This is a genomic window from Paenibacillus sp. MBLB1832 (assembly GCF_032271945.1).
In the GTDB taxonomy this organism is placed as follows: Bacteria; Bacillota; Bacilli; order Paenibacillales; family NBRC-103111; genus Paenibacillus_E; species Paenibacillus_E roseopurpureus.
On the sequence record NZ_CP130319.1, the window covers coordinates 4,224,608 to 4,250,943 of the forward strand.

23 protein-coding genes are annotated in these 26,336 nt (G+C 45.1%); 4 read left to right on the forward strand and 19 right to left on the reverse strand.

Annotated elements, in window-relative coordinates; all coding sequences use genetic code 11:
- Window positions 1–5: 5 nt before the first annotated feature.
- From MJB10_RS18850 to MJB10_RS18860, 3 genes are all read right to left on the reverse strand, one after another.
- A complete protein-coding gene (locus tag MJB10_RS18850) occupies window positions 6–1,217 on the reverse strand; it encodes an S-layer homology domain-containing protein (protein ID WP_314797177.1) in 1,212 nt (403 codons plus the stop codon).
- Between the two features lie 214 nt (window positions 1,218–1,431).
- On the reverse strand, window positions 1,432–2,178 hold the full coding sequence (locus MJB10_RS18855) for a pseudouridine synthase (RefSeq protein WP_314797179.1): 747 nt from the start codon (window positions 2,176–2,178) through the stop codon (window positions 1,432–1,434).
- 5 nt (window positions 2,179–2,183) lie between these two features.
- The gene (locus tag MJB10_RS18860) at window positions 2,184–3,704 is read right to left on the reverse strand and encodes an RsmB/NOP family class I SAM-dependent RNA methyltransferase (RefSeq protein ID WP_397386544.1); all 1,521 of its coding nucleotides are present in this window, start codon (window positions 3,702–3,704) and stop codon (window positions 2,184–2,186) included.
- Between the two features lie 166 nt (window positions 3,705–3,870).
- On the opposite strand from MJB10_RS18860, the gene MJB10_RS18865 reads away from it, so the two are divergent.
- Window positions 3,871–4,383, forward strand: coding sequence for a thioredoxin family protein (locus MJB10_RS18865; protein ID WP_314797183.1), 513 nt, complete (start codon window positions 3,871–3,873; stop codon window positions 4,381–4,383).
- A gap of 60 nt (window positions 4,384–4,443) precedes the next feature.
- Here the strand turns inward: MJB10_RS18865 and MJB10_RS18870 are convergent, their stop codons facing one another.
- From MJB10_RS18870 to MJB10_RS18905, 8 genes are all read right to left on the reverse strand, one after another.
- Window positions 4,444–4,863 carry a DUF309 domain-containing protein gene (locus MJB10_RS18870; protein ID WP_314797185.1) on the reverse strand — a complete coding sequence of 140 codons (420 nt, stop codon included), beginning with the start codon at window positions 4,861–4,863 and terminating at the stop codon, window positions 4,444–4,446.
- 3 nt (window positions 4,864–4,866) lie between these two features.
- A complete protein-coding gene (locus MJB10_RS18875) occupies window positions 4,867–5,664 on the reverse strand; it encodes a GTP pyrophosphokinase (RefSeq protein WP_314797186.1) in 798 nt (265 codons plus the stop codon).
- Window positions 5,665–5,691: 27 nt separating this feature from the next.
- The gene (locus tag MJB10_RS18880) at window positions 5,692–6,789 is read right to left on the reverse strand and encodes a quinone-dependent dihydroorotate dehydrogenase (RefSeq protein WP_314797188.1); all 1,098 of its coding nucleotides are present in this window, start codon (window positions 6,787–6,789) and stop codon (window positions 5,692–5,694) included.
- A gap of 155 nt (window positions 6,790–6,944) precedes the next feature.
- Window positions 6,945–7,778 (reverse strand): PRD domain-containing protein, encoded by an 834-nt coding sequence (locus MJB10_RS18885; protein WP_314797190.1) that lies wholly within the window; start codon window positions 7,776–7,778, stop codon window positions 6,945–6,947.
- A gap of 38 nt (window positions 7,779–7,816) precedes the next feature.
- The gene (locus MJB10_RS18890) at window positions 7,817–9,232 is read right to left on the reverse strand and encodes a PTS transporter subunit EIIC (protein ID WP_314805736.1); all 1,416 of its coding nucleotides are present in this window, start codon (window positions 9,230–9,232) and stop codon (window positions 7,817–7,819) included.
- 144 nt (window positions 9,233–9,376) lie between these two features.
- Window positions 9,377–10,216 (reverse strand): carbohydrate ABC transporter permease, encoded by an 840-nt coding sequence (locus MJB10_RS18895; protein WP_314797191.1) that lies wholly within the window; start codon window positions 10,214–10,216, stop codon window positions 9,377–9,379.
- Window positions 10,217–10,257: 41 nt separating this feature from the next.
- Entirely contained in the window at window positions 10,258–11,163 is a 906-nt protein-coding gene (locus MJB10_RS18900) for a carbohydrate ABC transporter permease (protein WP_314797192.1), read from the reverse strand.
- Between the two features lie 88 nt (window positions 11,164–11,251).
- The gene (locus MJB10_RS18905) at window positions 11,252–12,607 is read right to left on the reverse strand and encodes an ABC transporter substrate-binding protein (RefSeq protein ID WP_314797194.1); all 1,356 of its coding nucleotides are present in this window, start codon (window positions 12,605–12,607) and stop codon (window positions 11,252–11,254) included.
- A gap of 366 nt (window positions 12,608–12,973) precedes the next feature.
- Between MJB10_RS18905 and MJB10_RS18910 the strand changes: the two genes are divergently transcribed.
- A complete protein-coding gene (locus MJB10_RS18910; RefSeq protein WP_314797196.1) occupies window positions 12,974–13,108 on the forward strand; it encodes a hypothetical protein in 135 nt (44 codons plus the stop codon).
- 122 nt (window positions 13,109–13,230) lie between these two features.
- Here MJB10_RS18910 and MJB10_RS18915 read toward each other — a convergent pair whose 3' ends face one another.
- The 7 genes from MJB10_RS18915 to MJB10_RS18945 form a co-directional block, all read right to left on the reverse strand.
- Window positions 13,231–14,748, reverse strand: a complete 1,518-nt coding sequence (locus tag MJB10_RS18915; RefSeq protein WP_314797197.1) for a L,D-transpeptidase family protein — start codon at window positions 14,746–14,748, stop codon at window positions 13,231–13,233.
- A gap of 129 nt (window positions 14,749–14,877) precedes the next feature.
- The gene (locus MJB10_RS18920; RefSeq protein ID WP_314797199.1) at window positions 14,878–16,482 is read right to left on the reverse strand and encodes an NHL domain-containing protein; all 1,605 of its coding nucleotides are present in this window, start codon (window positions 16,480–16,482) and stop codon (window positions 14,878–14,880) included.
- A 26-nt stretch (window positions 16,483–16,508) separates the two neighbouring features.
- Complete coding sequence (locus tag MJB10_RS18925; protein WP_314797200.1) at window positions 16,509–18,341, reverse strand: FecR domain-containing protein; 1,833 nt, start codon at window positions 18,339–18,341, stop codon at window positions 16,509–16,511.
- Window positions 18,342–18,372: 31 nt separating this feature from the next.
- Complete coding sequence (locus MJB10_RS18930; protein WP_314797202.1) at window positions 18,373–20,220, reverse strand: CHASE2 domain-containing protein; 1,848 nt, start codon at window positions 20,218–20,220, stop codon at window positions 18,373–18,375.
- A gap of 161 nt (window positions 20,221–20,381) precedes the next feature.
- The gene (locus MJB10_RS18935) at window positions 20,382–20,615 is read right to left on the reverse strand and encodes a ferredoxin (protein ID WP_029193460.1); all 234 of its coding nucleotides are present in this window, start codon (window positions 20,613–20,615) and stop codon (window positions 20,382–20,384) included.
- Window positions 20,616–20,681: 66 nt separating this feature from the next.
- The gene (gene mobB, locus MJB10_RS18940) at window positions 20,682–21,185 is read right to left on the reverse strand and encodes a molybdopterin-guanine dinucleotide biosynthesis protein B (RefSeq protein ID WP_314797206.1); all 504 of its coding nucleotides are present in this window, start codon (window positions 21,183–21,185) and stop codon (window positions 20,682–20,684) included.
- A 3-nt stretch (window positions 21,186–21,188) separates the two neighbouring features.
- Window positions 21,189–22,493, reverse strand: coding sequence for a DNA polymerase IV (locus MJB10_RS18945; RefSeq protein ID WP_314797208.1), 1,305 nt, complete (start codon window positions 22,491–22,493; stop codon window positions 21,189–21,191).
- A 210-nt stretch (window positions 22,494–22,703) separates the two neighbouring features.
- On the opposite strand from MJB10_RS18945, the gene cimA reads away from it, so the two are divergent.
- Entirely contained in the window at window positions 22,704–24,323 is a 1,620-nt protein-coding gene (gene cimA, locus MJB10_RS18950) for a citramalate synthase (RefSeq protein ID WP_314797210.1), read from the forward strand.
- Between the two features lie 51 nt (window positions 24,324–24,374).
- On the opposite strand, the gene MJB10_RS18955 is transcribed toward cimA, so the two are convergent.
- Window positions 24,375–24,908, reverse strand: a complete 534-nt coding sequence (locus MJB10_RS18955) for a TlpA disulfide reductase family protein (RefSeq protein ID WP_314797212.1) — start codon at window positions 24,906–24,908, stop codon at window positions 24,375–24,377.
- 175 nt (window positions 24,909–25,083) lie between these two features.
- Here MJB10_RS18955 and MJB10_RS18960 point away from each other — a divergent pair, with 175 nt between their 5' ends.
- On the forward strand, window positions 25,084–26,322 hold the full coding sequence (locus tag MJB10_RS18960; protein WP_314805739.1) for an MFS transporter: 1,239 nt from the start codon (window positions 25,084–25,086) through the stop codon (window positions 26,320–26,322).
- Window positions 26,323–26,336 lie beyond the last annotated feature (14 nt).

Sequence of the window (26,336 nt, forward strand, 5' to 3'; positions counted from 1 at the left end):
ACGCGCTATTTGCGAGGAAGCATTACCCCTAATAAGGTATGCACGTAAGTACTATGTGGAGGTCTTGCTGGTGCATACATCTTAACCCTTAGATGATTATCTAATTTAACATCCAATTTAGACATAATAAAGGCTGGTATGTCTCCCAGTTCCTTGTGAAACAGAGATGCCGGGCCTGTTAATTTATGTTCTACTAGCTCTCTAGCAGTGCTATTGAATCCATTAAGGTCAAATCCCGGCTCCTTTGCAGAATCATTGTAAATCTCAGTATCCTTGTTATAATCTACATGCCCTTTAAAATAGATAACATAGCTATCCATGTAACCATTTTTGACTAACGGACTAGTTTTCTCAGACTTTAAATCATACCAATGCAAATCATCCATGTCCCCAAGTAAGTACTTATTCGGATCATTCGGATTAGCTAAATCAATTGCAATAATCTGATCAAAGCTCCCCTTCCACAAACCGTCATCAGTTTCAAGGGTTAACTTGCTCACATCCCACTCTTCACCGCTGTATTGTTTACCCCCAAAAAACTCAGGCATCATCGTAAAAATATTCGTTCTCTTCAACACCAACTCCGCATTACCAACCGCCGCCCGATCCACCTCTAACTTGCCGCCGTCTTTAACACTCAAAATCCGCTCAATAATCGTGACCGATTGCGCTCTAGTGGTAACTTCATCCTCCCCGAGCTGCCCGCCAGAAAGTCCCTGGATTAACCCCAGTTTCGTCGCGTTATACATCATGGACGGATCGTTAGTGATCGCCGCAGGATCTTGATAATCCTTATCGGCAGCGCGCAAGGCAACCCTCGCCATTTCCATCCGAGTCATCGGCTGATTCATCTCATCCAGGCTAAAATCCGCGCCTTTGTAGATTCCCAACGTTGCCGCTGCCGTAGCAAACGGCACATACCATTTTGAACCAGAAGTATCACCCTTCACAGGTAAGTTGAGTGCTCTAACGACCATTTTAATAAACTCAGCTCGACTTACCTTGTTCTCAGGCCTAAACGTTTGGTCTTCATAGCCATCGACATACCCTTTTTGCGTTGCCGTCTCCACTGAGCTTTTTGCCCAATGCCCTGTAATATCTTTTAATAAAATAGCGGATACCCCCGCATTACTTGCAGCCGATATTTCAGCACTATTACATCCAGTTGTCGTTGCAAATGTAAGTGCACTCATTAAAACAAGAATCTTTCTTTTCATCGTTTCTGCCTCATCCTTCACTTAGTCTCATTTCGTATAACCCAATTATTGGTAGTATCTCATTACACAACTGACAATGTCTACCTATTTATTCCAATAAAAACAAAAACCGCCCAAAATCGCAAAAATCAGCGACATCTGGGCGGTACTTCCGCAAACCATATTCATCTCAAAAATAAAATACCATATTCTAGTAAAATTGTATAGCTTATTTTTAAACGCCATTCGCATTTTGTAATGCCTGAAGTTCTTCCTCACTCAACTCCCTAACTTGACCTAAAGCCAAAGTTGGATCTAACGCTAGCGGGCCCATTGAAATTCTTTTTAGATAGACAACTTGCTTCCCGATGGCTTGAAACATCCGTTTGACTTGATGAAACTTGCCCTCCATGATCGTTAATTCGATCTCTGAGGGTACGCCTAAGGACGCATTTCCTGTTGCTAAAATGTTTAAAATCCCCGGCAACGTCTCGTAACCGTCATCCAACGTAACCCCTTGCGCGAAAGCTTCGCGATCCGCTTCATTGACTTCCCATTCTACTTTGGCAAAGTAGGTTTTAGGGACATGTTTTCGTGGCGAAAGCAGATTGTGGGCGAGTTTTCCATCGTTCGTGAGCAAAAGGAAACCCTCGGTATCCTTATCCAGTCTTCCAACTGGAAACACTTCGAATGGCACATATTCCGCGTCCAAAAGATCCACGACTGTTCGATCCCGATTATCTTCAGTTGCAGATACAACACCTTGCGGTTTGTTCATCATGAGATAAACAAACTCGCGGTATTTCACGATTTCGCCGTGCACCGTAATGATATCGGACTCAGGCTTCACTTGCATTCCGCTGTCTTTGACTTTGACACCGTTCACATAAATCGCGCCTTCTTTGGCAAGCCGCTTGAGTTCAGAACGGGAGCCAACGCCTACGTGGGCGAGTATTTTATCGAGTCGTTGTGTTTGTTTCATGACCGTTAGGTCCACCTCCAGCCGGGCGGATATTCGTTCTTCAGCATCCCATCGAGCCACTTGCCCCAGCCGACGGGATGGTCGTCAATGCAGACCAGGCAGTAGCCTTTGGCTGCCTGGGTCTCTTGCGGGTCGCGGAGAATCTCGCTCTCCGCGACTTCGAGCGTCTCGCCCTTCAGGTACCGAAGGGCTCGCTCGTCGCTCGAAGCCAAGCTCAGCGCTCGCTTGGCTTCGCGCAAACGTAGTCCCATGGCTAACGCATGGGACGGTTCAAATCGGCCGCGGTGCAGCGCGCCGATGTACCAGCCCGGCCGCACGACTTTCAGTCCGTGCAGCTCGGGCAAGCCCGCCGGCGACGCATATGCGTGCTCGCCGTAACAAACGAGCCGCCCCAGGGCGAAGGGCTCGCTGCGCAGCAGCTCGCCGGAGAACGCCTCCAGCGGCTCCAAGCTCACCCCCGTGCTGGGCGCAGCCACGGCACGACCCTTCCCGCGCGGCGCAGGACGTCCGCCGCGCTTCTCCGCTGCCGCCACAAAATCGGCAGCAACATCACTCGCATTTGCACTTGCCCCTGTACCAGCGCCCTTCCCCAAAACCGCCACATAATGCCCCTCGCCCCGTAACCGATGCGGCCATAACCTCGCCGTTCCCGCTACTGCCGCCTTCGCCTTCGAACTATACGCGTTCGAATCGCACCATGGCTCACGCAACCAATCGGGCCGACCGGGTGCGAATCCTTCGATTGGCACCACAGCAAAGTCAGAATGCTTGTCCAGAAACTCCGCAATCTGCGCCTCATTCTCCTCGGGCGAGAACGTACACGTCGAGTAAACAATACGGCCGCCTGGCGCTAACATTACCGCAGCTTGTGCCAACAACTCCCGCTGCATCGCAGCAAATTCTTGAACAGAATGGCGCTCCCATTGGCCCATCATCTCTTCTTCTTTGCGGAACATGCCTTCGCCAGAGCAAGGTGCATCGATTAGTATTTTATCAAAATAGCCACCAAACACGTTCAACATTCGCTCAGGCTTGTCATTCAATACCACGGCGTTCCGTACGCCGAGAAGTTCCAAATTTTTAACCAACGCCTTCACGCGATCCGAATGAATATCGTTGACGACAAGCACGCCCTCGCCCTGCAGCTTAGCAGCAATTTGCGTGGACTTCCCGCCTGGAGCCGCACATAAATCTAATACACGCTCACCAGGCTTCACCTGAAGCAGTTCGACTGGCGCCATCGCACTTGGTTCTTGAATATAATAGAGACCCGCATGATAATAGGGATGCTTCCCAGGACGCTCGCCTTCTTCATAATAAAAGCCTTCCGCAGCCCAAGTCACCGCCTCGAGATGGAATGGACTCTGTGACGCAAATTCATCACGGTCCACCTTCCCCGTATTAACTCTTAAACCGAAAGAGCGCGGATCCTCATAGGAAGTCAGAAATTGCTCAAATTCATTTTCACCTAATAAATCAATCATTTTCTCCCTAAAAAGGGGTGGTAAGGGCTTGGTCATGGACATCTTCGCTTTCTATGTAAAATCCTAACTCGTACACGTCTCATCAAATCTAACGGTATTATAGCTGACTTGTCACGAAACAGCCAATTTTTTTCCGCATTCCCAACAGGATATGCTATACTTTTTGCAGAAGAAAGTAGATAGTAGACAGACTAGAGAGGGTGTAAGGATGAAAAAGCTGCTTATTTATTTAGGCATTGTTGTTCTTTTATTCGGTGGTTTGTATTTTATCAATCAACAATCGGTCAAGTCCTCGGATAAAGCGAACGCAGGTAATCCATACGGTGTTGCTGCTTCCAAGTTAAATCCAGAGACGGTGAAACAATTAACGGATCCGAACTATCAGAACCTGATTTTACCGAAAGATTTAGACGCAAGATTGAAAAACAAAGAAACCTTTTTCCAATATTATTATGCCTCAACTTGCCCGCATTGCAAAGTCACAACGCCAGTTCTCGTTCCAATGGAGAAAGAGCTCGGGATTGATGTGAAGCAATTCAATTTGGAAGAATTCAAAGATGGTTGGAAGAATTACAAAATTGACTCCACACCAACGATTGTCTATTACAAAAACGGGGTTGAAGTTGATCGTATCGTTGGCGGAGTGCCAGAAGCTGGTGCAGGCGGCAATACACCAGAAAAGTTCAAAGAATTTTTCCAACGAAATATGAACAATAAATAGCCATAATGAATCAACAAAAGGACTTCTACACGAAACAGTGTGAAGTCCTTTCTTTATCTCTTAGTGATGATCTTCTGTTGGCGGCGGAGTCATTCTCATCTCTTCCACAAGCGCAAGCAAGGCAGGGTCTTGGACCACAATATCCAGATCATAAGGTTTAAATGGCTTTTCCTCGATATGGAGAAGTTGATTCACATACTGTTCGCTTTCCAATCGCAACCGTTCCAGATCAATACCTAGTGAGGTCTCGGGATAAGGCGCCAGCTTCTCTAGCCCTGCACGAAATAATTTAATAGAACCGCTAATATTGCCGTTCCAATGATGATAAAGGCCTACTGCGATTTGCAGTAGACCTTGATATAACGGATTTCGGCCTTCTTCCAGCCAAAGCTCCTCCATGACTTCATGACATTCGAAATAATCCCGCTGATCGTTAAAATAGTACAGAAAAGCGACATACAATCGGTCATATCGGCTCATCGATTAACTATTGTCTCCTTTTTTGGCTCTCGAAATGGCAGCCTCAATGTCGGCAGATAAATCGCTCAGTCCTTCTTCGGTCTCCCAGATTTCATTGAATCTCAGCTGAAATTGGGCTGCTTCACGAACACGGTGATAGAAATAAAGCTCTTGAATATTACTTAGCACACGATTCACAAGATTAGAATTGTCTTCAAACATCCGTTGAGAAGCCATGATTTCGCCGCGAATACTCGACATTTCCTGATCTAAAATATAAGCCGCTTCGGCTGCCTTACTTAAACGAGCCCTGACATCAACAGGCAGTTGCTCTTTATATTTATAATTCAAGGAATGTTCGATCGTCGCCCAAAAGTTCATGGCCAGTGTTCGAATCTGAATTTCCGCTAAAATCTTCTTCATACCAATCGCTGTTTGTACAGGATACTCGATAATAATATGAAAGCTTCGGTAGCCGCTAGGCTTTTTATTCGTAATATAATCCTTCTCATAAACGACGCTCATGTCTTGTCGATTACGAATAAGTTCTGCCAGTACTTCGGTATCCTCAACGAATTGGCACATAATTCGAATACCTGCAATATCTTCGATGCCCGACTCCAATTGATCCATTGGAACATTTAATCGTTTCGCTTTCTCGAGCACACTTGATGTTTTTTTGACGCGTCCTGTAACGAATTCGATTGGCGCGTATTCTTCACGACTTTTGAGCTCACCACGTAATGTTTTGAACTTTACTTTCAACTCTTCTACTGCTTGCTCATAAGGCAGGAGAAACTTCTTCCAGTCACGTCCATCCATCCATGTTTTCCTCCATTCTGAATGAAGTTAGTGCGAATCCACACCTATTGCCTGGGAAATATGTGTGAAGCCATCACGCTTTAATAGCTCTTGCAACCCTTTATTTATACGGCCTAGCAGGCCTGGACCCTCATAAATTAATGCCGTGTATACTTCTACTAGACTTGCGCCCGCACGAATCTTCTCATAAGCATCTTCCGCAGTAAAAATCCCGCCAGCACCGATAATCGGCAGCTTCCCGTGGGATAGTTGGTAAACGCGTTTGATCACTTCAGTTGAGCGTTTCGTTAATGGAAGCCCGCTTAGACCGCCCGCTTGCTCGCGGTTGACATGGCGAAGCCCTTCTCTGCTTAGCGTTGTATTCGTTGCGATAATACCCGAAATTCCGCTCTCCATAATGATTTGAACTGTTAAAACGAGTTCGTCATCCGTAAGGTCTGGCGCAATTTTCACAAGAACTGGTTTCGCGGCTCCACCATGCTTGGTGTGCTGGGCTTTCATTTCATCCCGAACCGCCCACAGCAATCGTTTCAAATCATCCCCATGCTGTAAATTACGCAAATCAGGAGTATTTGGTGAGCTAATGTTCACAACAAAGAAATCACCATATGTATAGAGAGCATGGATACAAGCCCGATAATCTTCTTCAGCCTGCTCGTTGGGTGTTGATTTATTTTTGCCGATATTTACGGCTACTGGAATGGATCGTTTCCCCGTTTTCGCTAAGTTTTGAGCCATTTCCGCAGTCCCAACATTATTGAAACCCATACGGTTAATCAATGCTCTATCCTCAGGAAGACGGAACAAGCGCGGCAATTCATTGCCTGGCTGCGGCTTCGGCGTGATGGTGCCAACTTCCATAAAACCAAATCCAAGCTGCGAAAACCCCTTGACTGCCTTTGCATTTTTATCTAGTCCTGCCGCAAGCCCGACTGGATTACAAAAGCGTAATCCCCATAATTCCTGGGTTAATTGCGGTGAATCCGAAACGCCATACATGGTTTTCAGCAATTGCTTTCCACCTGGCAAATTTCCAACCACACTTAGCCCGTCAATGGTAAGATGATGCGCTTTCTCTGGATCCATTCGAAACAATAAAGGTTTAGCTACATTCTTATACAGCATGTCCTATGCACTCCGTTCTCTAAGTACTCTAACAGTCAGTTTAGCTGACAACGTAAAAATATGCAATCCACGGTCGTACTAGAGTGCCTCTTCACACAAAAAATCCCCGCTCCGCTGAGGTTGCTAGGGAATACATGTGTACTATTCAATTTATGCTACACTTCTGTGCGTTGCAGCAGACGTTCAAGGTGCATCGTTAGGTAGCCAGTTTCATCATCTGGCACTTCGATTTTCAATGTGTCACTTAGCATGAGGGAGAGTACTTTTGCCTTCACATAGATGTCGCCGTATTCTTCTTTTATCTTGGACAGCAGGGAATTCTGAAGTGTTTTCTTCTGCTTCACACGCTCGATAACACCTTTTAAATGACTGATGAAACGCAGGGTTGAGAAGGAATCATCAAAGTAAAAGCCCAGCTCCTTGGCCGCTTCAATCGTCTGTGAAACCACGCGAACTACCGCTAGTGAGTCCGATGCTTGCTCTTTCTTACGCGCACTATTGAAATGCATCGTTAGAAAGGCCACTTCATCCTCAGGCAATTTCACATCCAAGTGCTCATTCAGAAACTCGACCGCTTTCTTAGCTACTTTGTACTCTTCTGGATACATATAACCAATCTCATAAGCAAAAGGATTCGTGATGAAAATGCCGCGCTTTTGCCGCTCAACCGCAAAGTTAATGTGATCTACGAGCGAAGCATGGATTGTCTCCGAGAAGTCACCTTCCAACATACTTTGCGCATAGGCAATGACTTCCTCGGTAATCCCGATAATTTTCAAATCAACTGCATTCAATATTTGTTCGTAATTCTTGAGCACTTCAGAAGTATGTAGGAGGAATTCCTGTGTAATCTCAGCCTCGTTAATCGTCATGCCAGGTGTTTTTTTGAAACCAATCCCTTTGCCAAAGGCGATGGAATTTTTACCTGAACTCAGATGCGACATCACGACATTGTGGGAAAGAACATGTATAATCGTCCGTTCAATCATAAGACACCTCCGCATACTTAGGTTTGTCCTGATCTAATCTATTTGGATAGGAGCAATGGCTTAATGCTTTCACGTATTTGTTCGGATTCCGTTCCGAACACCACATGGACATTCCCTTTTCCAAGTCGAATGACACCGATTGCGCCAAGCTCTTTCAGTTCGTTGTCTTTCACAAGAACTTCCTCTTTGACAAACAATCTTAACCGAGTGATACAGGCATCAACGGAAATAATATTGGAAGCTCCGCCAATTTGCCTGAGAATCGCCGCGGGTCGATCTTCACTTGGAATCAAACTTACCTGCTGGTCATCTTCTTGTTGATCTGAGTCTTCCTTCACGGAGCCCTTCATCGGAAAGAAGTGCAGGTACGTCCGAAAGGTGGCATAGTATAGGACAAAGTAACCTGCGCCTACGATAAGAATCCAGAATGGATTCGTTGCCAAATGCCAATTCAGTAGGAAATCAATGAATCCCGCTGAGAAGCCGAACCCCATTTTGACCTGAAGAATATTCATAATCAGCATGGAAAAGCCAGTTAGAAGGGCATGAATCACGTAAAGGCCAGGTGCTACAAACATAAAGGCAAATTCGACCGGTTCTGTAATCCCTGTAAGAAAGCTAGTTAACGCAGCACTTAACATCACTGGTGCTATAAAATGTTTGGATTTCGAGGCTGAGCTGCGCACCATGGCTAATGCGGCTGCTGGCAATCCGAACATGATTACGGGATAGTAACCTGTCATGAACATACCCGCAGTGAGATCTCCCGCGAAAAATCGTGAGATATCGCCATGAACCGTTTTACCTGCTGGCGTCACGAAATCGCCAATTTGAAACCAAGCTATATTGTTAATGACATGATGGAGACCTGTTGGAATGAGCAATCGATTCATCACACCATAAATGAATACCCCAATGTTTCCGTTGTCTACAATCCACATCCCGATATGACTAATCTCTCTCTGAACGGGAGGCCATATAAAACCCATGAGTACACCTAGGAAAACCATCACTAGCGATGTAATGAGGGGGACGAACCGTTTACCTCCAAAAAATCCAAGCGCTTTCGGCAATCGAATATGTTGAAACTTGTTGAAGAACAGCGCGGAAAATCCTCCTACCATCATTCCTCCAAGCACACCCATATCCAATGGCTCTGAAACCGATGACCCCACTTGGAAATGTTTTAGTACATTGTCAAAAACTAAGTAGCCGACAGCTGCCGCAAGCGCCGCAATGCCATCGCCAGATGTTAAGCCAATCGCAATCCCGATGGCAAACAGAAAAGGAAGATTATCAAAAATTGCACTCCCACCCAGTTCAAAAATCTGAGCTACATGAACAAGGAACGGATCATGAAACGTCATTTTACCTATACGAAGAAGAATGGATGCCGCCGGCAGCACCGCAATGGGGATCATTAAAGAGCGCCCCATCTTCTGAAAACCATACATTACACTCATCAGATTCACCTTTAGCCCACAAGTTTGGCCGTTTCTTGTTTGCTCTTCCCTATCCCAATTATAGTAGAAAGAACACCCTCCCGAAAGGATAAATTCCTCTTGGGTAAGGTGTTTTTTCTATGCATTGCCATATTCTTATTTCACGGCTCCAGCCGTAATTCCGCTTGCAATTTGGCGTTGGTAAATCATATATACAATAAGAGTCGGCAAAGTCGTGATCAGCAAGCCCGCGAATAATGGCCCCCATTCTACACGGTATTGCATTTCTGCTTGCATAACAGCTAAACCAATCGGCAATGTGTACTTGGTAGGCTCGTTCGTTAGAACGACCCCTAAGAAGTATTCATTCCAGTTATTAAGCATGTTCGTTATCATGACCGTAATCAAGCCTGGTTGTGATAACGGCAGCATAACGCGGAAGAAAGTTCCGTAATGCGATGTCCCGTCAATGATGGCTGCTTCTTCGATTTCTTTCGGAAGCGACTTGTAGAAGCCGATAAGCAAGAAAATTCCGAATGGCAAATTGAGCGCAGCGTAGACGAGAATCAATCCCAGCCAAGTGTTGATGAGATGCAAATCATTTAATAAGAAGAACAAAGGGATCAACGCAAGCGCAAACGGAATCATCAAGGCTGAAATATAAATGGTGTAGAGAATTTTGTTCCCTCTAAACTCATATCTCGCTAAAATGTACGCGGTCATTGCAGAAAGGATCATCCCAAGCAACGTACTTCCTACTGTCACGATAATGGAGTTCATGAAGTACGTTCCAAAGTTATATTTGCTCCATACATAAGAGAAATTTGACCATAGTAATGGAAATTTCGGCAACGCCCATGGTGCATTCAAGAAAAACTGCTCATTATTTTTAAGCGCGTCCAGCAATGTCCACAAGAGTGGATAGATCACCGCGACCGTCCATATCGCAAGTATAATCCATACAAGCAATTTGGCTAATGGATTTTTGATCGTCATTAAGTGGTTCCCCTCCTTCAGTATCTTTGTTTAACATAGCATTAGCTCATTTCGATTGCCTCTTGGCGCATGACACGCTGCAAGATGAATGTCGTGATGAGTGACACGATTAGGATCATGACACCAATGGCCGCTCCATAACCGAAATGATACTGTTGAAATGCCATCCGATACAGATAAGAACCCATAACTTGCGTTGTATTATCAGGCTGTCCGCCGTTCGTCATTAACTGAACAATAACGAAGGAACCGTTGAGTGTTGTAATAACAATATTGACGACGGAAACTTTAATTTGCTCCCAAATGAGCGGCATGGTGATATGGCGGAATTGCGACCACTGACCAGCTCCGTCTATATTAGCTGCCTCGTAGTAGGAAGCAGGAATATTCACGATTGCAGCAATCATTAGGATCATATAGAAGCCGATACCTGCCCAAATTGTAGGTGGCAGAAGCATCCAGATCGTGTGTTGCGGAAAACCTAACCAAGTAATATCCACTTTCTTTTCGGTAAATAGAGACAAGAATGCGTTCAAGAAACCGATCTGTGGATTGTAAATGAAATTCCAGAGCACACCGATAACGACGACTGAAATGACATTCGGGATGAAGAAGATTGCACGGAAGAATCCAGCACTTCTCAGTTTAAAACGTGTCAATGCCACGGCGAAGAATGTCGCCAGAATCATAATTCCAATCACTTTACCTACAACTAGGAAATAGTCATTTCCAATCGCTCTAAGAATAATTGGATCTTTAAAAATCTCAACAAAGTTATCAAACCCAATAAACTCGCTATTTTCAGACATACCCGACCAATCGTAAAACGACTTCTGTAGCGCCTGTATAACGGGATATATCGTAAATACGCAGAAGAATAGAAAAGTCGGAATGATGAATGAAGCGATGAACAAATTCCGTTTCAGCTTTTTCGCGTTGGTCTTCATTCGATCGTCACCGTCCTCTCGTTAAAATGGCGGAGAACGCCCTAGGCAGCTAAGCCTTTGATGTTCTCCGCACTGCTTCATTCAGTTCCTATTTCTTTTGTTTAGCTACAACTTCAGTTACACGAGTTACCCATTGCTCAGGTGTAATTGTACCGATTGTCAAGGCAAGAGTTGCATCCTGCATTGCTTTGTCTACGTCTGCAGCGAAGGAAACAGTTGGTACTACTACAGTATCAGGTGAAGATAAGAATTTCGCAGCATCCTTAACGAAGTTAGGAGCTTTGGAAGAAGAAATGTCACCTTTAACGTTGGATGGAGCACCGCTTAGCTCAGCCCATTGAGAAGCTTGTTTTTTGGAGAATACGAATTGCATGAATGCTTTAGCTGCATCTTTGTTTTTCGCTTTTTTCGGAATAGCGAAAGTGGATGTGGACGTATTAGCTACAACTTTTCCACCTTTATCTTGCGTGATGGATGGAAGGAATCCGAAGTCGAAGCCGCCTGGAACGTCTTTCGCCATTTCGTTTGGTAACCATAGACCGTTCGGGATGAACGCGTCTTTGTGTTGAAGGAACAAGGATTGGGAATCCGTGTGGTTGATTTGTACGGATGCTTTGTCGATGTAGCCTTTGTCGCGCATTTGAACGATTTTGTTTAAGCCTTTGATAATTGCTGGGTTTTTCCAAGCTTCAAGATTGTTTGTGGACATATCTTGCAGCAATTTGTAGTCATTGTTGTTAGCAGAAACGATAGCTGGATAAAGCACCCCACCATTAATGTAGTACGGATATTTACCAGTGTGGATGAAAGGATTGATGCCAGCACCTTTAATTTTCTCACTTACAGCTAGGAAATCTTCGAAATCTTTCGGCTCAGCCCAACCTTTGTCTTTGAACAGGGCTTTATCGTAGAAGATACCCCATGCGCTCATTACGAAAGGAATGTTGTACATCTTGCCATCAAACTCTTGTGGTTTTTGAGCAAGCAAATCCATGATTTTCTCGCCATCAACGTTTTTAGCGTCTTTGAGCCAATCTGTCAAATCATCTAGCTGGCCATCCGTAACCAATTGACGGTCGAACAACTCAGGTCCGTCGATGTATACGAAATCAGGTGGGTTACCAGCGATCCAACGGGGTTTCATTTGTTCGTTGATTTTTGGTCCCGCACTTTCTTTAATTTTCAAATCAGGGTTAGCTGCTTGGAAGTCAGCAATAACTGCTTTCCACCATTTGTCGCCGTAACCGCCAACGAAGTATTGAATTTCAAAATCACCGGAAAGTTTTTTCGCTGCTGCTGCAGTTGGAGCTGCAGATGCTGCCGCAGTTGGAGCTACGGACGCAGCTGGTTTTGTTGTTTCTGTAGGTGTTGCTTTCCCGCAACCCGCAGCAACTAGTGCCATAGATGTTGCCAAACCAATTGTTGACCATTTCTTCATGTTCATCTGATCATCTTCTCCCTTTTTTAATTCATCTACTTTATTTATTGGTAAAGCGTTGAACCCGTCAGTAAATCTTGGCAATTTGTTTGCAACCAACCCCTTTCATAAATCACTTTTTTGACAAAATAAAAAGGGCATAGTTATAGAAGAAGACTTGCATTCCTTCTAATAACTAATGCCCTTGCGGTAACATGTTATTAAAACTGACATATTCGATTGTTTTGCGTGTTCTGTGTGATTGAATCTTACAATAAAATGACATGAACGTCAATACTTATTTTAAAACGCTCATTTTTCATTTTCTTGATTAGGCTATCTTATGATATGATAGTCTCATCTCTTTTAATCCTAATGAAAAAGGTGATCCTGATGTCCAAACGTAAACCTGTTGCAGCTTCACGCAGACCGAAAAATGAAGTGAATATGAAAGCCATTTACTGGACAGGATCTATAGTCCTGGTAGTTATTATCTTAATGGCTTTACTGCTCATTTTGAACAAATGATTCATTTAAAATGATTGTTTTCTTCACAATTTGAATTGTAATCGCTTTCTGTTTTTCTGTCAAGCATTAAAAAGAGAGCCAGATTCCATCTAGCTCTCTCCCCCTTCCCAATCAACCTATGCCTAGTCCAGCCATTTATATGTCTTCTTCGGATTATTATCCTTCGTTTCTAACGGCAGTTGAATTGCCCGCTTAGGATCTCCACTCCCTGCCCCAAGGCCGCTACCAGGATCAAATGTTGACTCTGGCAAAACCCCTTTACCGATCGTTACTTTCGTTGTTTGAGGTACCATATCATATAATTCCTCCAGGTCCGCTTGCAGCATCCGCACACATCCATGCGATTCGTCTTTCCCGATACTTGATGGCTTATTCGTCCCATGAATGGCATAAAGCGTATTAGACAAAGTCATCCCTCTACTGCCAAATTCCCCATTGGATTTGCCATTTGGGTTACGAACCTTCTCACTAATAATGAAATCGCCCTGCGGTGTCTTACTTCCACCTAAACCAACGGGATAGCGTCTAAGGATGAATGTACCGCTGACAACGGCGAGTTGATGCTGTTCCGTATCGATTACGATCCGGAGAGGTTCTACGAGAGGGGCCGCGGCGGATGCCGGTAGTCGTACAGATCCTTCAGGCGATTGCGCAGGGTTAGCCGTGCTGCTCCCTGCTGGCTTCTCAACACCCGTTTCTCCCTTTGATCCTGAGGAGTCTACCGTTGGAAGCGCAGCGGCCTTGAGGCGCGCTACAGCAGCGGCAAATCCCTCTTTCATTTGAGGTGTTAACCCTGGCAGCAAATTATCAGGATACGGTTTCGTCAGTTGTGCAGACTGATCTGGCAGGACGCCCATCTTGCTCAGATATGCCCCAATCGCGCTCTGCAGCACAATGGCTTCTTCGCGTTCCCGCATCCAAGATGAAATCGCCGGTTGCAAACTCGAACCATCTACCGCCTGGCAAGCACAAGTTTGAGAATTATAGTATTTCAGCGCAGCCTCGCTTCCAGCCGATGCAGGCTTGGTTACGCTAAGAATAGGCTTAAGTGAACGGTGCCACTCCTTCCATTGCCCTCCTTTGCTTCCCGAAGCTTCGATGAGGACAACCTCTTCAGAGCCCCCCGATGAGGACTGCACAATTTGTTGCAGCTGCTTCCCCCATTCGCCGTCCGAATAGACCAAGGACTGACCATGGGCAACCCCGCTGCTCTGCGGTGTCATTGCTATAGTTTCTGTCTTCGCTTCCTCTTGTACGCTTAACGCCTGTTCTCGGCCTTGCGTATTCGCAAAATCCTGGCCAGCAACAAGCGTGATGAGCAAGAACATTACTAGAAGCGCCAATAGTCTGCGCTTTCCGCCGCGACGACGTTTGACAGCCTCTGGCTGCTTCAGTAGTGCGGGAGCGTCCTCCAGCCTGATTGTCTGTTGCTCAAATGCCTCATATATTTCACCAGCTTGTGCAAAGCAATACGCAGCCTTTCCCGCTTTTCCTTGCGCCGTGTACTCTCTGCCTAATAAATACCAAGCCATTTTATGATTTGGATGATCTTTCACATATTTCTTCAGATACATCGGATCTTCAATCGGATTATGTTGGAAAAATCGCTCTAGCTGCTCATTCCGCTGATTTCTCTTCACGCTCATCGCCTCCAATCCTAACAGCTTTACTCCCTTTTTATCGGCATATTCTTCCAAAAGGTGAAGATAAAAAAAGCTTGGCAAGAGGAGTTACTCCCTATGCCAAGCTTTCTCTTTCCATGTGTCGACTTATTTCACATAAGATTTCACACGTAGAATCGCCGTATGATGCGGCGCATCCCATTGTACATCTAAGCCGATCTGCTCTGCAAAGAAGCGAACAGGCACATACGTGCGATCCTGTTTCACATATGGTGCAACATCGGTTTTCACGCTAACATCTGGTTTTCCAGCTTGCTTGCGAACAATGCCCGTTTCACCGATCACCAATTCAACGGAATCTGCGCCTTTGGAGAGCTCAACAATCTTCTTCCCGTCTCGCTCAGCATAGGAAACTTTGTAGCCAAACGTCTCGCTAATCGCCCGCACAGGAACCATCGTTCGTCCATTCTCAATTTCCGGCTGCGCATCAAATTCGATCTGCTTATTGCCACTGACGACTTTCACTTGCGAATCGGCTGCAATACTGGACGGCAACTGATACGGCGCAATTTTACGTACTTTATTGTTCGACATGTCTGCAACAACGATATTCCCTTGCGCTGTAATCAGCACATCCGTCGGATTATAGAACTGTGCCGCTTGATCAACACCATCCGCTTCACCTGTTTGAAGTGTTCCAGCTAGAGTAGACACTTGTCCATTCAGTAAATAGCGAACAGAGTGGTTTAGACTATCCGCAACCAGAAGCCCGCCTTCTGAAGTCACAGTGATTCCTTTTGGAAAATCAAACTTTGCTTTCAGCGCATCGCCATCTGCGAAATCGCCTGCTGCATACAGGTCATTTTTCTCATAGCTCGGTGTTGAGCCAGCTACGGTTGAAACAAGACCTGTCCCCAAGTCAATATATCGAATTACATGGTTCCCTGTATCGCTGACATAGAGATTTCCTTTTGCGTCAATTGCTAAACCAGATGGCTCGTTAAATAAAGCTTCCGCAAGACGCCCATCCTTGAATTCCCCAGCAAAGGATGCTTCGCCTGGACGAATTTGAATAACGCGTTTCACAGGTGCAGTTAGCGTAGTAACCGTTCCATCAGTTGCGATTTTACGAATCGTGTGATTCAGGGAGTCCGCCACATACAGCGTACCGTCATTGGCAACGGCGATATCGCTTGGATGGTTAAACGATGCGTCCGCCCCCTTGCCATCTTTATTTCCAGGGACGCCATTCCCAGCAAGGGTCGTTACCATGCCATTTCCATCAATCTTACGAATCGCATTGTTGCCAGCATCCGCCACATAGACGTTGCCGTTACGATCAACCGCTAGACCTGTTGGCTCATTAAAGAAGGCTTCCGATGCCTTCCCGTTGACGAGTCCTCCAGTTGGGAAACCTTGTGCATTTTTCAAGACAGCGATTGCAGGCCCTGCGAAAGTCGTTACTTGTCCAGCGGCAATTTTGCGAATCACATGATTGCGCGAATCAGCGACCAAAATGCTGCCGTCTGCTAGCTGTAAAACGCTCCCTGGAGCGCGAAAACCTGCTTGCAGTACACCTCCGTCGATATCGTCAAACTCTCCGATCCCCGCCAATGTAGAAACATCAGAGAGGATTTGACCGTTACTATTTTTCAAAGCGTCCGCGTCCAAACCAGCTGCAAAGGCTGATGAGCCGCCAAGGAAAGTCGCAATGAGTAAACTTGAAACAAATATATGCTTTAATGGTTTCATGAGAATCTCCTTTTACTTACTGAAAATTAAGCTTGTGGAACAGTAGTATTAGATGTGCTAGTTGAACCAACATGGACTGGTAGAATCTTTGTTACATCAATTGGAATTTGTGTAACTACCGTACCATCCTTACGTACGATCACAATTTTACCTACCGAAACTTGACCCGAACCATAAACCCCCAACGGAATAGTAACCAGCTTTTTAGCTCCAGTGAATGCTACAGTGTTATCAACTGTACCGTATTTCGTTACAGCATAGATGAATTCTCCACTTGTATAATTACCATAGTGATTAAAATAGTCAGCACTTGTACTTGAGTCAAAAATTGTTCCATTTTCCAGACCATCTCCCTCTACGGTCGACAAATCTGGATAAACATCCCCTGTATACAAGAGATGAACTTCTACCCCATAAATTCCAGTGAAATCAGACAAGTTTACGTCTAAATTGAAGGTCGTATATGTCCCCTCTCCCTCATGTGTTTGCGCATCGCGAACGTTTAAGCTTACAGATGGAGGAGTAACTGTTGAACTTCCACTATTCGAGTTACCTGTTCCAGTTGTAGTAGTCGTTGTCGTCTTACCATCGTTCGCCGATTTCGCTTTCTCAAACTCTTCCTTCTCTTTCGCAGACAAAGCTTCCTTCAGCTTTGCTTCCGCCTCAGCCTTCGCCTTATCTTCTGCGGCTTTCTTCGCTTCTTCCAGCTTTTTCCTTTCCTCTTCCAGCTTTTTTAGCGCATCCGCCAGCTTCTTCTTAGCCTCTTCCTCTGCTTTTTCCTTCTCCAACTTCGCTTTCAGCTTTGCTTCTTCCAGCTTTTTAAGCGCCTCTTGCTTCTTAGCTTCTGCATCTGGATCAACCCCAGCAGTCTTATCGAGAGGCTTAACATTGTTCAAATCTAGCTTTTTGGTCGTATCCGTAATTTTGTCATTTGCAGTTTTTACTGCTTTATCGATCTCATCCTTGCTCAACTTCTTGTCGTCCAACGCTTTTTTAGCAATGTTGCCAACCAAGTTCTCTAAGTTGCTCGAGACTTTACCCAAGTCGGATAAACTCTTTATTGAAAGAGAAGTTTGGTCATCCACTACTTTCCCATCCGCAAGTTCTTTCTTCTTTTTCTCAACAAACTCTGCGTTTTCTTTATCGATTTCAGCTTTATTCTGGATTAATTCCTTAATAATTTCAGGTGAAGCTTGCTTGATAAACTCATCGATATCCAGGAACTCGACTTTCAAGCCGAGATCATCCGTCTCATTACGACCATCCATCGTGATCTGTTGCGTAGGGTTCAAATAAGTAATCGTTGTCGTTTGCGTATCATCACTATTGGATGTGACTGTAGAAGCCGAAACTCTCCCTGAACCTACAGCCATTTTCGTTTGGCCAGATACAGGATCAACGAAGACATAGAATTGCGTTCCGCGAACACCCATGACTGCTGTTGGCGTTTCAACTTCAAACTCATCATCAGCACCCGCTAATGATTTCACCTTCACCCACATAGATCCCGCCCACACTTTAAGCTTGGATTTCTTGTTTCCATTCGAAGAATTCAAATCAGAAACGTTTAATTCCGCATTGTCGCCTAAAGTAACATCCGCATCGCCACTACTTAAATTGAGCGTTACCGAAGAATCATCACCTGTATAAACGGTGTCGCCTTGGTTCAAACTCATATTCTCATAAGCATCATAAACCTTGGAGCCGCCGCCTTTTTTCACGGTGACATCACCTGACAGTTCAGAAATAAGCGCAACACGGACCGTTTTCGCATCCACAGGCTTAACGATTAACACGGATAACAAACTAAATAATAAACTGAAGCTTAATAAGACGGATAAAAATGATTTCTTCGTCATTCCCACTCTGCATGCCTCCCAGCAATCCTGATTATAAATGTCCGATCACTTCATAGACAGCAACCGGTTTTTCTTTCCCTTTGACCTTAATTTCGCCAATGGCTTCAATCTCGAATAGCCCTTTAACGCGTTCATACGTTTGTTCACTAATTAAAATTTGTCCTGGCTTCGCATTAGACTCGAGACGGGCAGACAAGTTAACCGTGTCCCCGATTGCCGTGTAATCCAGCCTTAAATCTTCAGACCCTATGTTACCAACGACGGCTGGGCCGCTGTTAATCCCTAGACCAAACTTTACGCCAATCCCATAGTTTCGGATCAATTTCTGTTCAAGTATATCCGCCTGAGATTTCATCTCAATAGCCGCTCTTACTGCCATTTCTGGATGATTGTCATACTCGATCGGTGCACCGAACATCGCCATGACACCATCGCCAATGAATTTATCCAACGTACCATTGAATTTAAAAATCGCTTTCGTACACACATCCAAATATTCATTAAGCACTTGAATAACCTGTTCAGGTTCCAAGCGTTCAGACATCGGCGTGAACCCGCGAATATCGACAAAGATAAGTGAAATATCTTTTCGGCTGCCGCCTAGTTTCACATCTTCCCCAGATTGAAGGAGCTCGTCCACCACCGTCTTAGAAACGAATCGCCCGAAAATACCTGTAACCCGATTCCGTTCTTTCCGTTCTTCCAGATAGTGACTGACTAAGGACCACACATAAATGGAAACCAAAGCAAATTGCGGATAAATAAGCGGTATGAAGATGGAGCTCACGGTATAGAAAGCCAGCCAAATGCCGCCATAGATGACGAACATCCCTATGAAGATGAAAAGCGCTGTCTTCCCTCTATATCTATCAAATAAGAAAATAGCTAGTAATGAAATAAGTAGAATACTTCCTACCCCAAGAGGCCGTGAAGCATCTTTATAAAACTTGCTTTCTAACAACGTTTGAATCATATTGGCATGAATTTCAATCCCAAACATCTTAACCGAGGAGATCGGTGTCGGATATTCATCCTGCATGGCTGTTACGAATGGCCCAACTAGCACGATACTTCCCTTTAGCGGCAACGGTTTCGTACTATTCATGACATCAACAAAGGATAACATTTCATAGCCTGTGGATGCATCTACTTTTTGTCTAGGCTGCGTATAGAATTCCGTTGTTACTTGGTTCCGTTCATTTGTTGGAATGATGGTATTGCCGAGCATCCATTCACCCGTTGTCTCATCCCGTTTGATTTTCTCTTTCTCATCTAAAACTAGATTTGCTAACGCAACGCTAAATGCGGGTATGTATGAACCTTTGATATCTGGTAAGCCGACAGGCAACTTCCTTGCCTTGCCATCCTTATCAACAAGCACATTGATGTGAGCCATCTGATTGCTTTTGGTCGTGAGTGTGGAGGAGGGGTAATCAATCGTTTCAGGAACGAGATCGCCTGCTTGTTTTTGCTTGGAAGGATAGTTGATTTGAATAGGCAAAATAATATTCGAATACTTAGCCAGCACGTCAGCTAAAGCCTTATCATCGGCTGGATTCTTGGAAGGCTCCGCTAATACAACGTCGATCCCGATCGCCGCAACCCCCGACTGCTCTAGCTTTTCAATCACTTTCGCATATGTACTTCGATCCCACGGGAATTTCCCAATGGCTGAGAGAGATTTCTCGTCGATCTTAACAATTTTGATCCGATCATCAGGCTGACGTTCATCAATCGATTTCGCTTTGCGTAAATTATCTTGGAGCGGACCTTCTACAAAGTAAAATAAACCGCTAGAACTCACCGTGTAGAAATATGTCGATATCAATGTTAAAAGTAGTCCTACTACTAAAGTCTTAATCCATTTCTTCTTACCCATATAATCCTCCCCATCTTTACTAGCTTTATTGTAAGATGGGAACTAGGAATTGGCAATAAATTGTTACAAATTTCACGCTTTTCGACCAAAAAAGAGCTCGTTTCCTTCACAGGAAACGAGCTCTTTCGACATTTTGTAGAATATCCACAAAATCTAATGATTTAGTTGAAAGGTGTATCCGCAACTTTAATGGAGTCAGTTGGGCATCCATCTTGAGCATCTTGCAGATCGTCGAATAGATCTTCAGGAATTTCAGTTACCCCTTTGTTACCATCTCCATCAAAAATCACTTCAGCCAAACCTTCATCATCGTAATCATAGATGTCTGGAGCCGTAGCTCCGCAAGCGCCGCAAGCGATGCAAGTATCTTTATCAACGAATGTATACTTAGCCATGTTTCTACTCCTCCTCAAATTATCCTCATTGTAAAATATAATATAAATACGGACAAAGTTCAAACCTTAAAATTGACAATCTTTAAAATACTGCTCAATGAAGTCGGCGATTCCAGCGATATCATTTAAATTGAATTGCGGATAGCTCCCCTCCGCTTCTTGCACTGCCAGATCTGTTGCAATTGCGATTGGTGCTGGTACCACTTCCGAAATAATGCAGCTTTGTTCTATCGTACGATAGACGGCAATTTTCGGATGTTTTTCCCGCTTAAATCCCTCGATAAAAATATAATCCAGATGCCGATAAGCAAGAAGTTGCTCGTCTAATGAAGGAGCATTTTTCCGTTCATACACATGAACCGCATCGGGAGAGAGTGTGATGACGGCATCCGCCCCAGCATCAACGAAAGCCGTGGAATCCGCTCCCACTGCTTCTTTATAATGCCCATGCGCATCGTGTTTCATTACCGCAATGCGATGTCCGCGGCGCTTCATTTCAACGACGAGTCCGCTTAGCAGTGTCGTTTTTCCACTATTCGAATATCCCGCCAGCCCTATGGAATGCGCCATCTTTCACCCTTCACCTCCCTCTTTATGCAGCGGATTATTCCGCAAATGGTCCATTTGCAACGACGTTCCTCTGACTTTATGATTCCGAATTAAGGAGGAAGGATCATCACTCATCATCCCTGCTGTGAGAATCACATTTTCACCAAATTTATCGCGTAATCCGTCCATGACCCGATTCAAATTCTCTCTGCGCGGCTGCTTCTCATAATCAAATAAGTCCAGCTGCACGTAAGATTCTTCCTTGGCCGTCAAACTTTGCAATGTAATACCTAACAATCGAACGGGATTCCCTTCTTCCCAATGATGATCATATAACTGACAAGCAGTCCGATAGATGTCGTCCATATGTTCAGTCGGGGTCCCAAGTGTCAACGATCGCGTGATCGTCCTCATCTCAGGGTCACGAATCGTAATTTGAATCGTAGAAGTCATCAGTTCTTGCTTTCGCAACCTGCGCGCGACTTGATCCGCCAAATTTAACATGACACGATGGATCTCGTGACGATCTGTATAATCCCGTGGCAGCGTGGTCGTATGACCGATCGACTTGCTTTGCTCATGTTCAGGGTTAACAGGGGATGTATCGATACCATTGGCAGAACGCTTCAAATGCGCACCCAAAACCCCGAAATGCTTACTTAACAGCGTTTCATCTCCGGCGGCCAATTGTCCTAGCGTGTGAATCCCTAGTCTAGTAAGCTTCTCGGCCGTTTTCTTCCCGATGCCATACAAGTAATGGCAAGGCTTATCCCAGAACACTGCGGGCACATCTCTTAACCTTAACACGGTGATGCCATTCGGCTTTTTCATATCAGAACCCATCTTCGCCAGCAGCTTATTCGGCGCGACACCAATCGAACAAGGAAGCCCAAGCTCTTTCATGATTTTCAACTGAATGCTGTTCGCAATCTCAATCGGCGTCCCGAACTGTTTCGATCCTGTGATATCTACAAAACACTCATCAATAGACATAGATTCTACTAATGGTGAATATCCATAAACAATCCCCATAAATCTTCTAGAGAAATTTCGATAGAGATCGAAATCAGGCCTGATTAGAATTAAATCGGGGCACAATTTCATCGCTTGCCTAACTTGCATGCCTGTCTTGATCCCTAATCGCCGTGCAGCATACGATGAAGTGACGATAATTCCTTTACGAAGTTCGACACTCCCCGCTACAGCGATTGGCTTACCTTTATAGAGATCAGGCTCAACCGCCTCGTGAACCGAACAGTAGAAGGCATTCATATCAATATGTAAAATGACTCTTCCCTGCTTGGGATAATGATGATTGACGGACTCCATCTACATTTCCTCCCAGTTCTACACGATTTTCAGAGCCAAAATCAGCATACAAAAAAATAATCATTCAAGCAAACGCATTTTTACGTTATGATGTCATTACCTGCGCACTTATGTTATAATCGTAAATTATACATTAGCGCTTTAAAGCAAGCTAACTCACAAACAGAACAGACACCGAAGTCACTTTGCTAGCTTTTGAAGGAGGAACCTATGCCAACATCAGTCAAAATCTTCGACACCACCCTTCGAGACGGGACACAAGGAGAAGGAATCTCCCTTTCCGTCGAGGATAAAATTAAAATTGCCCGCAAGCTGGATGAGCTTGGGGTTCATTATATTGAAGGCGGATGGCCGGGCAGCAACAGCAAAGACATTGAATTCTTTGAACGCGCTCGCAGCATGACATTCAAGAATGCCAAGATTACTGCTTTCGGAAGCACAAGACGCAAAGATTCACTTGCATCAGACGACATTAATTTAAATCGTCTCGTGGAATCTGGCGCCAGCGTTGCGACGATCTTCGGAAAATCATGGGATTTCCACGTGACCACCGCGATCCAAACGACGCTCGAAGAAAATTTGAATATGATCTACGACTCCGTTCTTTTTCTGAAAAAGAGTGGCATGGAAGTCATCTATGACGCAGAGCATTTCTTTGACGGCTACAAGAACAACCCTGAATACGCACTCCAAACCATCCGCAAGGCGCAAGACGCGGGGGCAGATTGGATCGTTCTCTGTGACACGAATGGCGGATCCTTACCAGGTGAGGTTTCCGAAATCGTCTCCATTGTAACGAAGAGTGTAACAACTCCCGTAGGCATTCACGCGCATAACGATTGTGAATTAGGTGTAGCGAACTCACTTGCAGCCGTACAAGCAGGAGCAAGACAAGTTCAAGGTACCATTAACGGGTATGGCGAACGCTGTGGGAATGCCAACTTAAGCTCCATTATTCCCAACTTGCAACTAAAGCTTCACTATGAAGTGATTTCCGTAGAAGAACTGCAAACCCTAACTTCGGTTTCCCGATATATCAGCGAAATCGCCAATATGCATATGCCGGTTAATCAACCCTATGTGGGTAACGCTGCATTTGCACACAAAGGCGGCATTCATGTATCTGCCATCCTCAAAGATGCAAGTACATATGAGCACACCAAGCCTGAGCTTGTCGGGAACAAACAACGCGTTCTTGTCTCTGAACTAGCTGGTCAAAGCAACGTGCTGGTGAAAGCGCAAGAGCTTAACCTAGATTTCAACAAGGAACATCAGAAAACCAAAGAAATCATTGAGAAGATCAAAGAAATGGAACATCAAGGCTACCAATTCGAAGGCGCAGATGCAACACTGGAGCTTTTACTGCGGGAAGCTTTCGAAGGGCTTGAAGAAATCTTTACATTAGAATCCTTCAAAATGCTCGTGGAGAAATCAGCGAATCAAGCTGTCGTTTCCGAAGCTATCGTTAAGGTTAAGGTACATGGTGAAACGATTTACACCGCGGCAGAAGGAAATGGACCTGTCAATGCACTGGATAATGCGCTGCGCAAAGCACTTATTCAATACTACCCTGACATTAAGAATATTCATCTGTCCGATTATAAGGTGCGTGTACTTGATGAAAAAGGGGCTACAGCCGGCAAAGTTCGCGTGTTGATGGAAACAACCGACTTCAAGTCGACTTGGAACACGCTCGGCGTATCGAGCAACATCATTGAAGCGAGTTGGTATGCTTTGGTGGACAGCTTACGTTACGCGCTCATCAGCAGACAACGTGTAGAGCCAGTAAACAAAGACCAACAAGAACGTCTAGGACTTGTTAATCACTAATAAAAGCTGCAAGGGCGAGTTTTCCTCGTCTACTTGCAGCTTTTTCTTTCATCACTCTTCCAGGAGCTTGGCCATTTTCAGATCGAGCTCTTTCGGCGAGAGTACATGAATGATTTCACGAATAACGCCATGCCTATCAATCAAGAAGCTCGTAGGAATCGCAATGACATTGTACGTATCTGCGTTCGTGCCTTGTTTATCGAGCAACACAGGAAATGAATACTTGTAGGTCTCCACGAATTTTTTGATATTGTCCATCTTATCTCCAGGCGTCACATTGACGGCATAGAGATCAAATTTTCCTTCATACTTGTTATATAAGTTGACCAAATCAGGCGCTTCTTCCTCGCAAGGACCGCACCAGGATGCCCAGAAATTCACAAACATCGGTTTCTCACGTGCGCCGCCCACTGTATAGTCCTTCCCATCGAGCCCTTGCAGGGTAAAGGATGGCGCTAAGAAATTGACCTTGGCCGCTTGTTCCGTCGGCATCATGGTTTGCTCGTCCTTATGCTGCACATTCTGATAAATGGCCAAGCCTGCCACAACAAGGACGAATGCCATGACGATGAGATTCTTTTTCACACGATTCCCCTCCATTCTCTCTATATTATCTCCATTTCACCTAAAATTCCAATGGGACGAGCTTTAGTATGCTTTCATCCAAATGGGGAAAAGTAATCCTATTCTTGGAGATGAAAGGATTACGTTCATGAAACAAGCCGCCATCAAGCATAAAGGTAAGTCTGCGATAGGTAAAATGAATTTTTATGAGCATGATGAACCATCCAATAGCAAAGAATCCAGTTCGAATGAAAAAGGCAGCGTCTGGCAATATCTTGCTTTCGCCTCCATCCCCTTGGTGCTCGTGCTTGGCAATTCCATGCTCGTCCCCGTGCTGCCGGATATGCAGGACAAAATGGGCATTTCCCGCTTCCAAAGTTCGCTGGTTATCACATTGTTCTCATTAACGGCTGGCATCATCATCCCTGTTTCAGGCTACTTCTCGGACCGCTTCACACGCAAAGCTGTCATCATCCCTTCCCTCATCGTATACGGAGCCGCAGGGGTACTAGCAGGCCTCGGAGCCGTATGGGGCTCCTTCCCTATCCTCATCGCCGCACGCGCTATACAAGGGCTTGGAGCAGCCGGTACAGCCCCTATTGCAATGGCGCTCGTCGGCGATATCTACAAAGGCCCTCAAGCGAGCAAAGCGCTAGGATTAATAGAAGCCTCGAACGGAATAGGCAAAGTGGTCAGTCCCATTTTAGGCTCCCTCCTAGCACTAATTACTTGGTTCGCGCCATTTTTCGCCTTCCCGATCTTTTGTTTATTAGCCTTACTGGCGGTAATCTTCATGATCAAAGAGCCCGCCAAAGAGAAAGAAGCGCAGTCTCTCAAGCCATATTTGAAACAAATTGCATCTATTTTGAAAAGCAAAGGTCACTGGCTGCTGCCCGCCTTTTTCGCTGGCTCCATCACGCTTTTCATTCTATTCGGCGTCCTTTTCTACCTCTCCCAAATCTTAGAGGAGAAGCCCTACAACATCGAAGGCGTACGCAAGGGACTAGTCCTTGCTATCCCGCTGCTCTGCCTTGTCATAACTTCTTATACAACTGGCGCTAAAATCAAACAAAACGGCAAGCTCATGCGCTGGCTCATGAACATTGGTCTCATCCTGATGACCGTTTCGCTTGCACTAGCCATTTTCCTAAATGGGAACCTCTATGTATTCATAGGTCTTCTTTCACTCAGCGGCATTGGGACTGGCTTGCTCCTCCCCTGCTTAAACACGATGATTACTGGATCCGTGGAACGTGAACAGCGCGGTATGATCACTTCCTTGTACAATAGCCTTCGTTTCATCGGCGTTGCCTTCGGCCCACCTTTGTTCGGATGGCTCATGAGCATTTCACACATAACACTTTTCACGACGGTATCCGCCTTAGCTCTCGCTATGCTTGCCTTGGTGTTCTTCTTTATCAAGCCCCAGACATGATATACTAACTCCAT

Bases quoted from the DNA above. Each gene is read 5' to 3' on its own strand.
- MJB10_RS18935 (WP_029193460.1), bottom strand. From the start codon at position 20,615: ATGGCTAAGTATACATTCGTTGATAAAGATACTTGCATCGCTTGCGGC.
- MJB10_RS18860 (WP_397386544.1), bottom strand. From the start codon at position 3,704: ATGTCCATGACCAAGCCCTTACCACCCCTTTTTAGGGAGAAAATGATT.
- MJB10_RS18850 (WP_314797177.1), bottom strand. From the start codon at position 1,217: ATGAAAAGAAAGATTCTTGTTTTAATGAGTGCACTTACATTTGCAACG.
- MJB10_RS18875 (WP_314797186.1), bottom strand. From the start codon at position 5,664: ATGGATGGACGTGACTGGAAGAAGTTTCTCCTGCCTTATGAGCAAGCA.
- MJB10_RS18930 (WP_314797202.1), bottom strand. From the start codon at position 20,220: ATGGGTAAGAAGAAATGGATTAAGACTTTAGTAGTAGGACTACTTTTA.
- MJB10_RS18885 (WP_314797190.1), bottom strand. From the start codon at position 7,778: ATGATTGAACGGACGATTATACATGTTCTTTCCCACAATGTCGTGATG.
- MJB10_RS18895 (WP_314797191.1), bottom strand. From the start codon at position 10,216: ATGACGATCAAAAATCCATTAGCCAAATTGCTTGTATGGATTATACTT.
- MJB10_RS18865 (WP_314797183.1), top strand. From the start codon at position 3,871: ATGAAAAAGCTGCTTATTTATTTAGGCATTGTTGTTCTTTTATTCGGT.
- MJB10_RS18960 (WP_314805739.1), top strand. From the start codon at position 25,084: ATGAATTTTTATGAGCATGATGAACCATCCAATAGCAAAGAATCCAGT.
- MJB10_RS18910 (WP_314797196.1), top strand. From the start codon at position 12,974: ATGTCCAAACGTAAACCTGTTGCAGCTTCACGCAGACCGAAAAATGAA.
- MJB10_RS18890 (WP_314805736.1), bottom strand. From the start codon at position 9,232: ATGTATGGTTTTCAGAAGATGGGGCGCTCTTTAATGATCCCCATTGCG.
- MJB10_RS18920 (WP_314797199.1), bottom strand. From the start codon at position 16,482: ATGAAACCATTAAAGCATATATTTGTTTCAAGTTTACTCATTGCGACT.
- cimA (WP_314797210.1), top strand. From the start codon at position 22,704: ATGCCAACATCAGTCAAAATCTTCGACACCACCCTTCGAGACGGGACA.
- MJB10_RS18900 (WP_314797192.1), bottom strand. From the start codon at position 11,163: ATGAAGACCAACGCGAAAAAGCTGAAACGGAATTTGTTCATCGCTTCA.
- mobB (WP_314797206.1), bottom strand. From the start codon at position 21,185: ATGGCGCATTCCATAGGGCTGGCGGGATATTCGAATAGTGGAAAAACG.
- MJB10_RS18905 (WP_314797194.1), bottom strand. From the start codon at position 12,607: ATGAACATGAAGAAATGGTCAACAATTGGTTTGGCAACATCTATGGCA.
- MJB10_RS18945 (WP_314797208.1), bottom strand. From the start codon at position 22,493: ATGGAGTCCGTCAATCATCATTATCCCAAGCAGGGAAGAGTCATTTTA.
- MJB10_RS18925 (WP_314797200.1), bottom strand. From the start codon at position 18,341: ATGACGAAGAAATCATTTTTATCCGTCTTATTAAGCTTCAGTTTATTA.
- MJB10_RS18870 (WP_314797185.1), bottom strand. From the start codon at position 4,863: ATGAGCCGATATGACCGATTGTATGTCGCTTTTCTGTACTATTTTAAC.
- MJB10_RS18855 (WP_314797179.1), bottom strand. From the start codon at position 2,178: ATGAAACAAACACAACGACTCGATAAAATACTCGCCCACGTAGGCGTT.
- MJB10_RS18880 (WP_314797188.1), bottom strand. From the start codon at position 6,789: ATGCTGTATAAGAATGTAGCTAAACCTTTATTGTTTCGAATGGATCCA.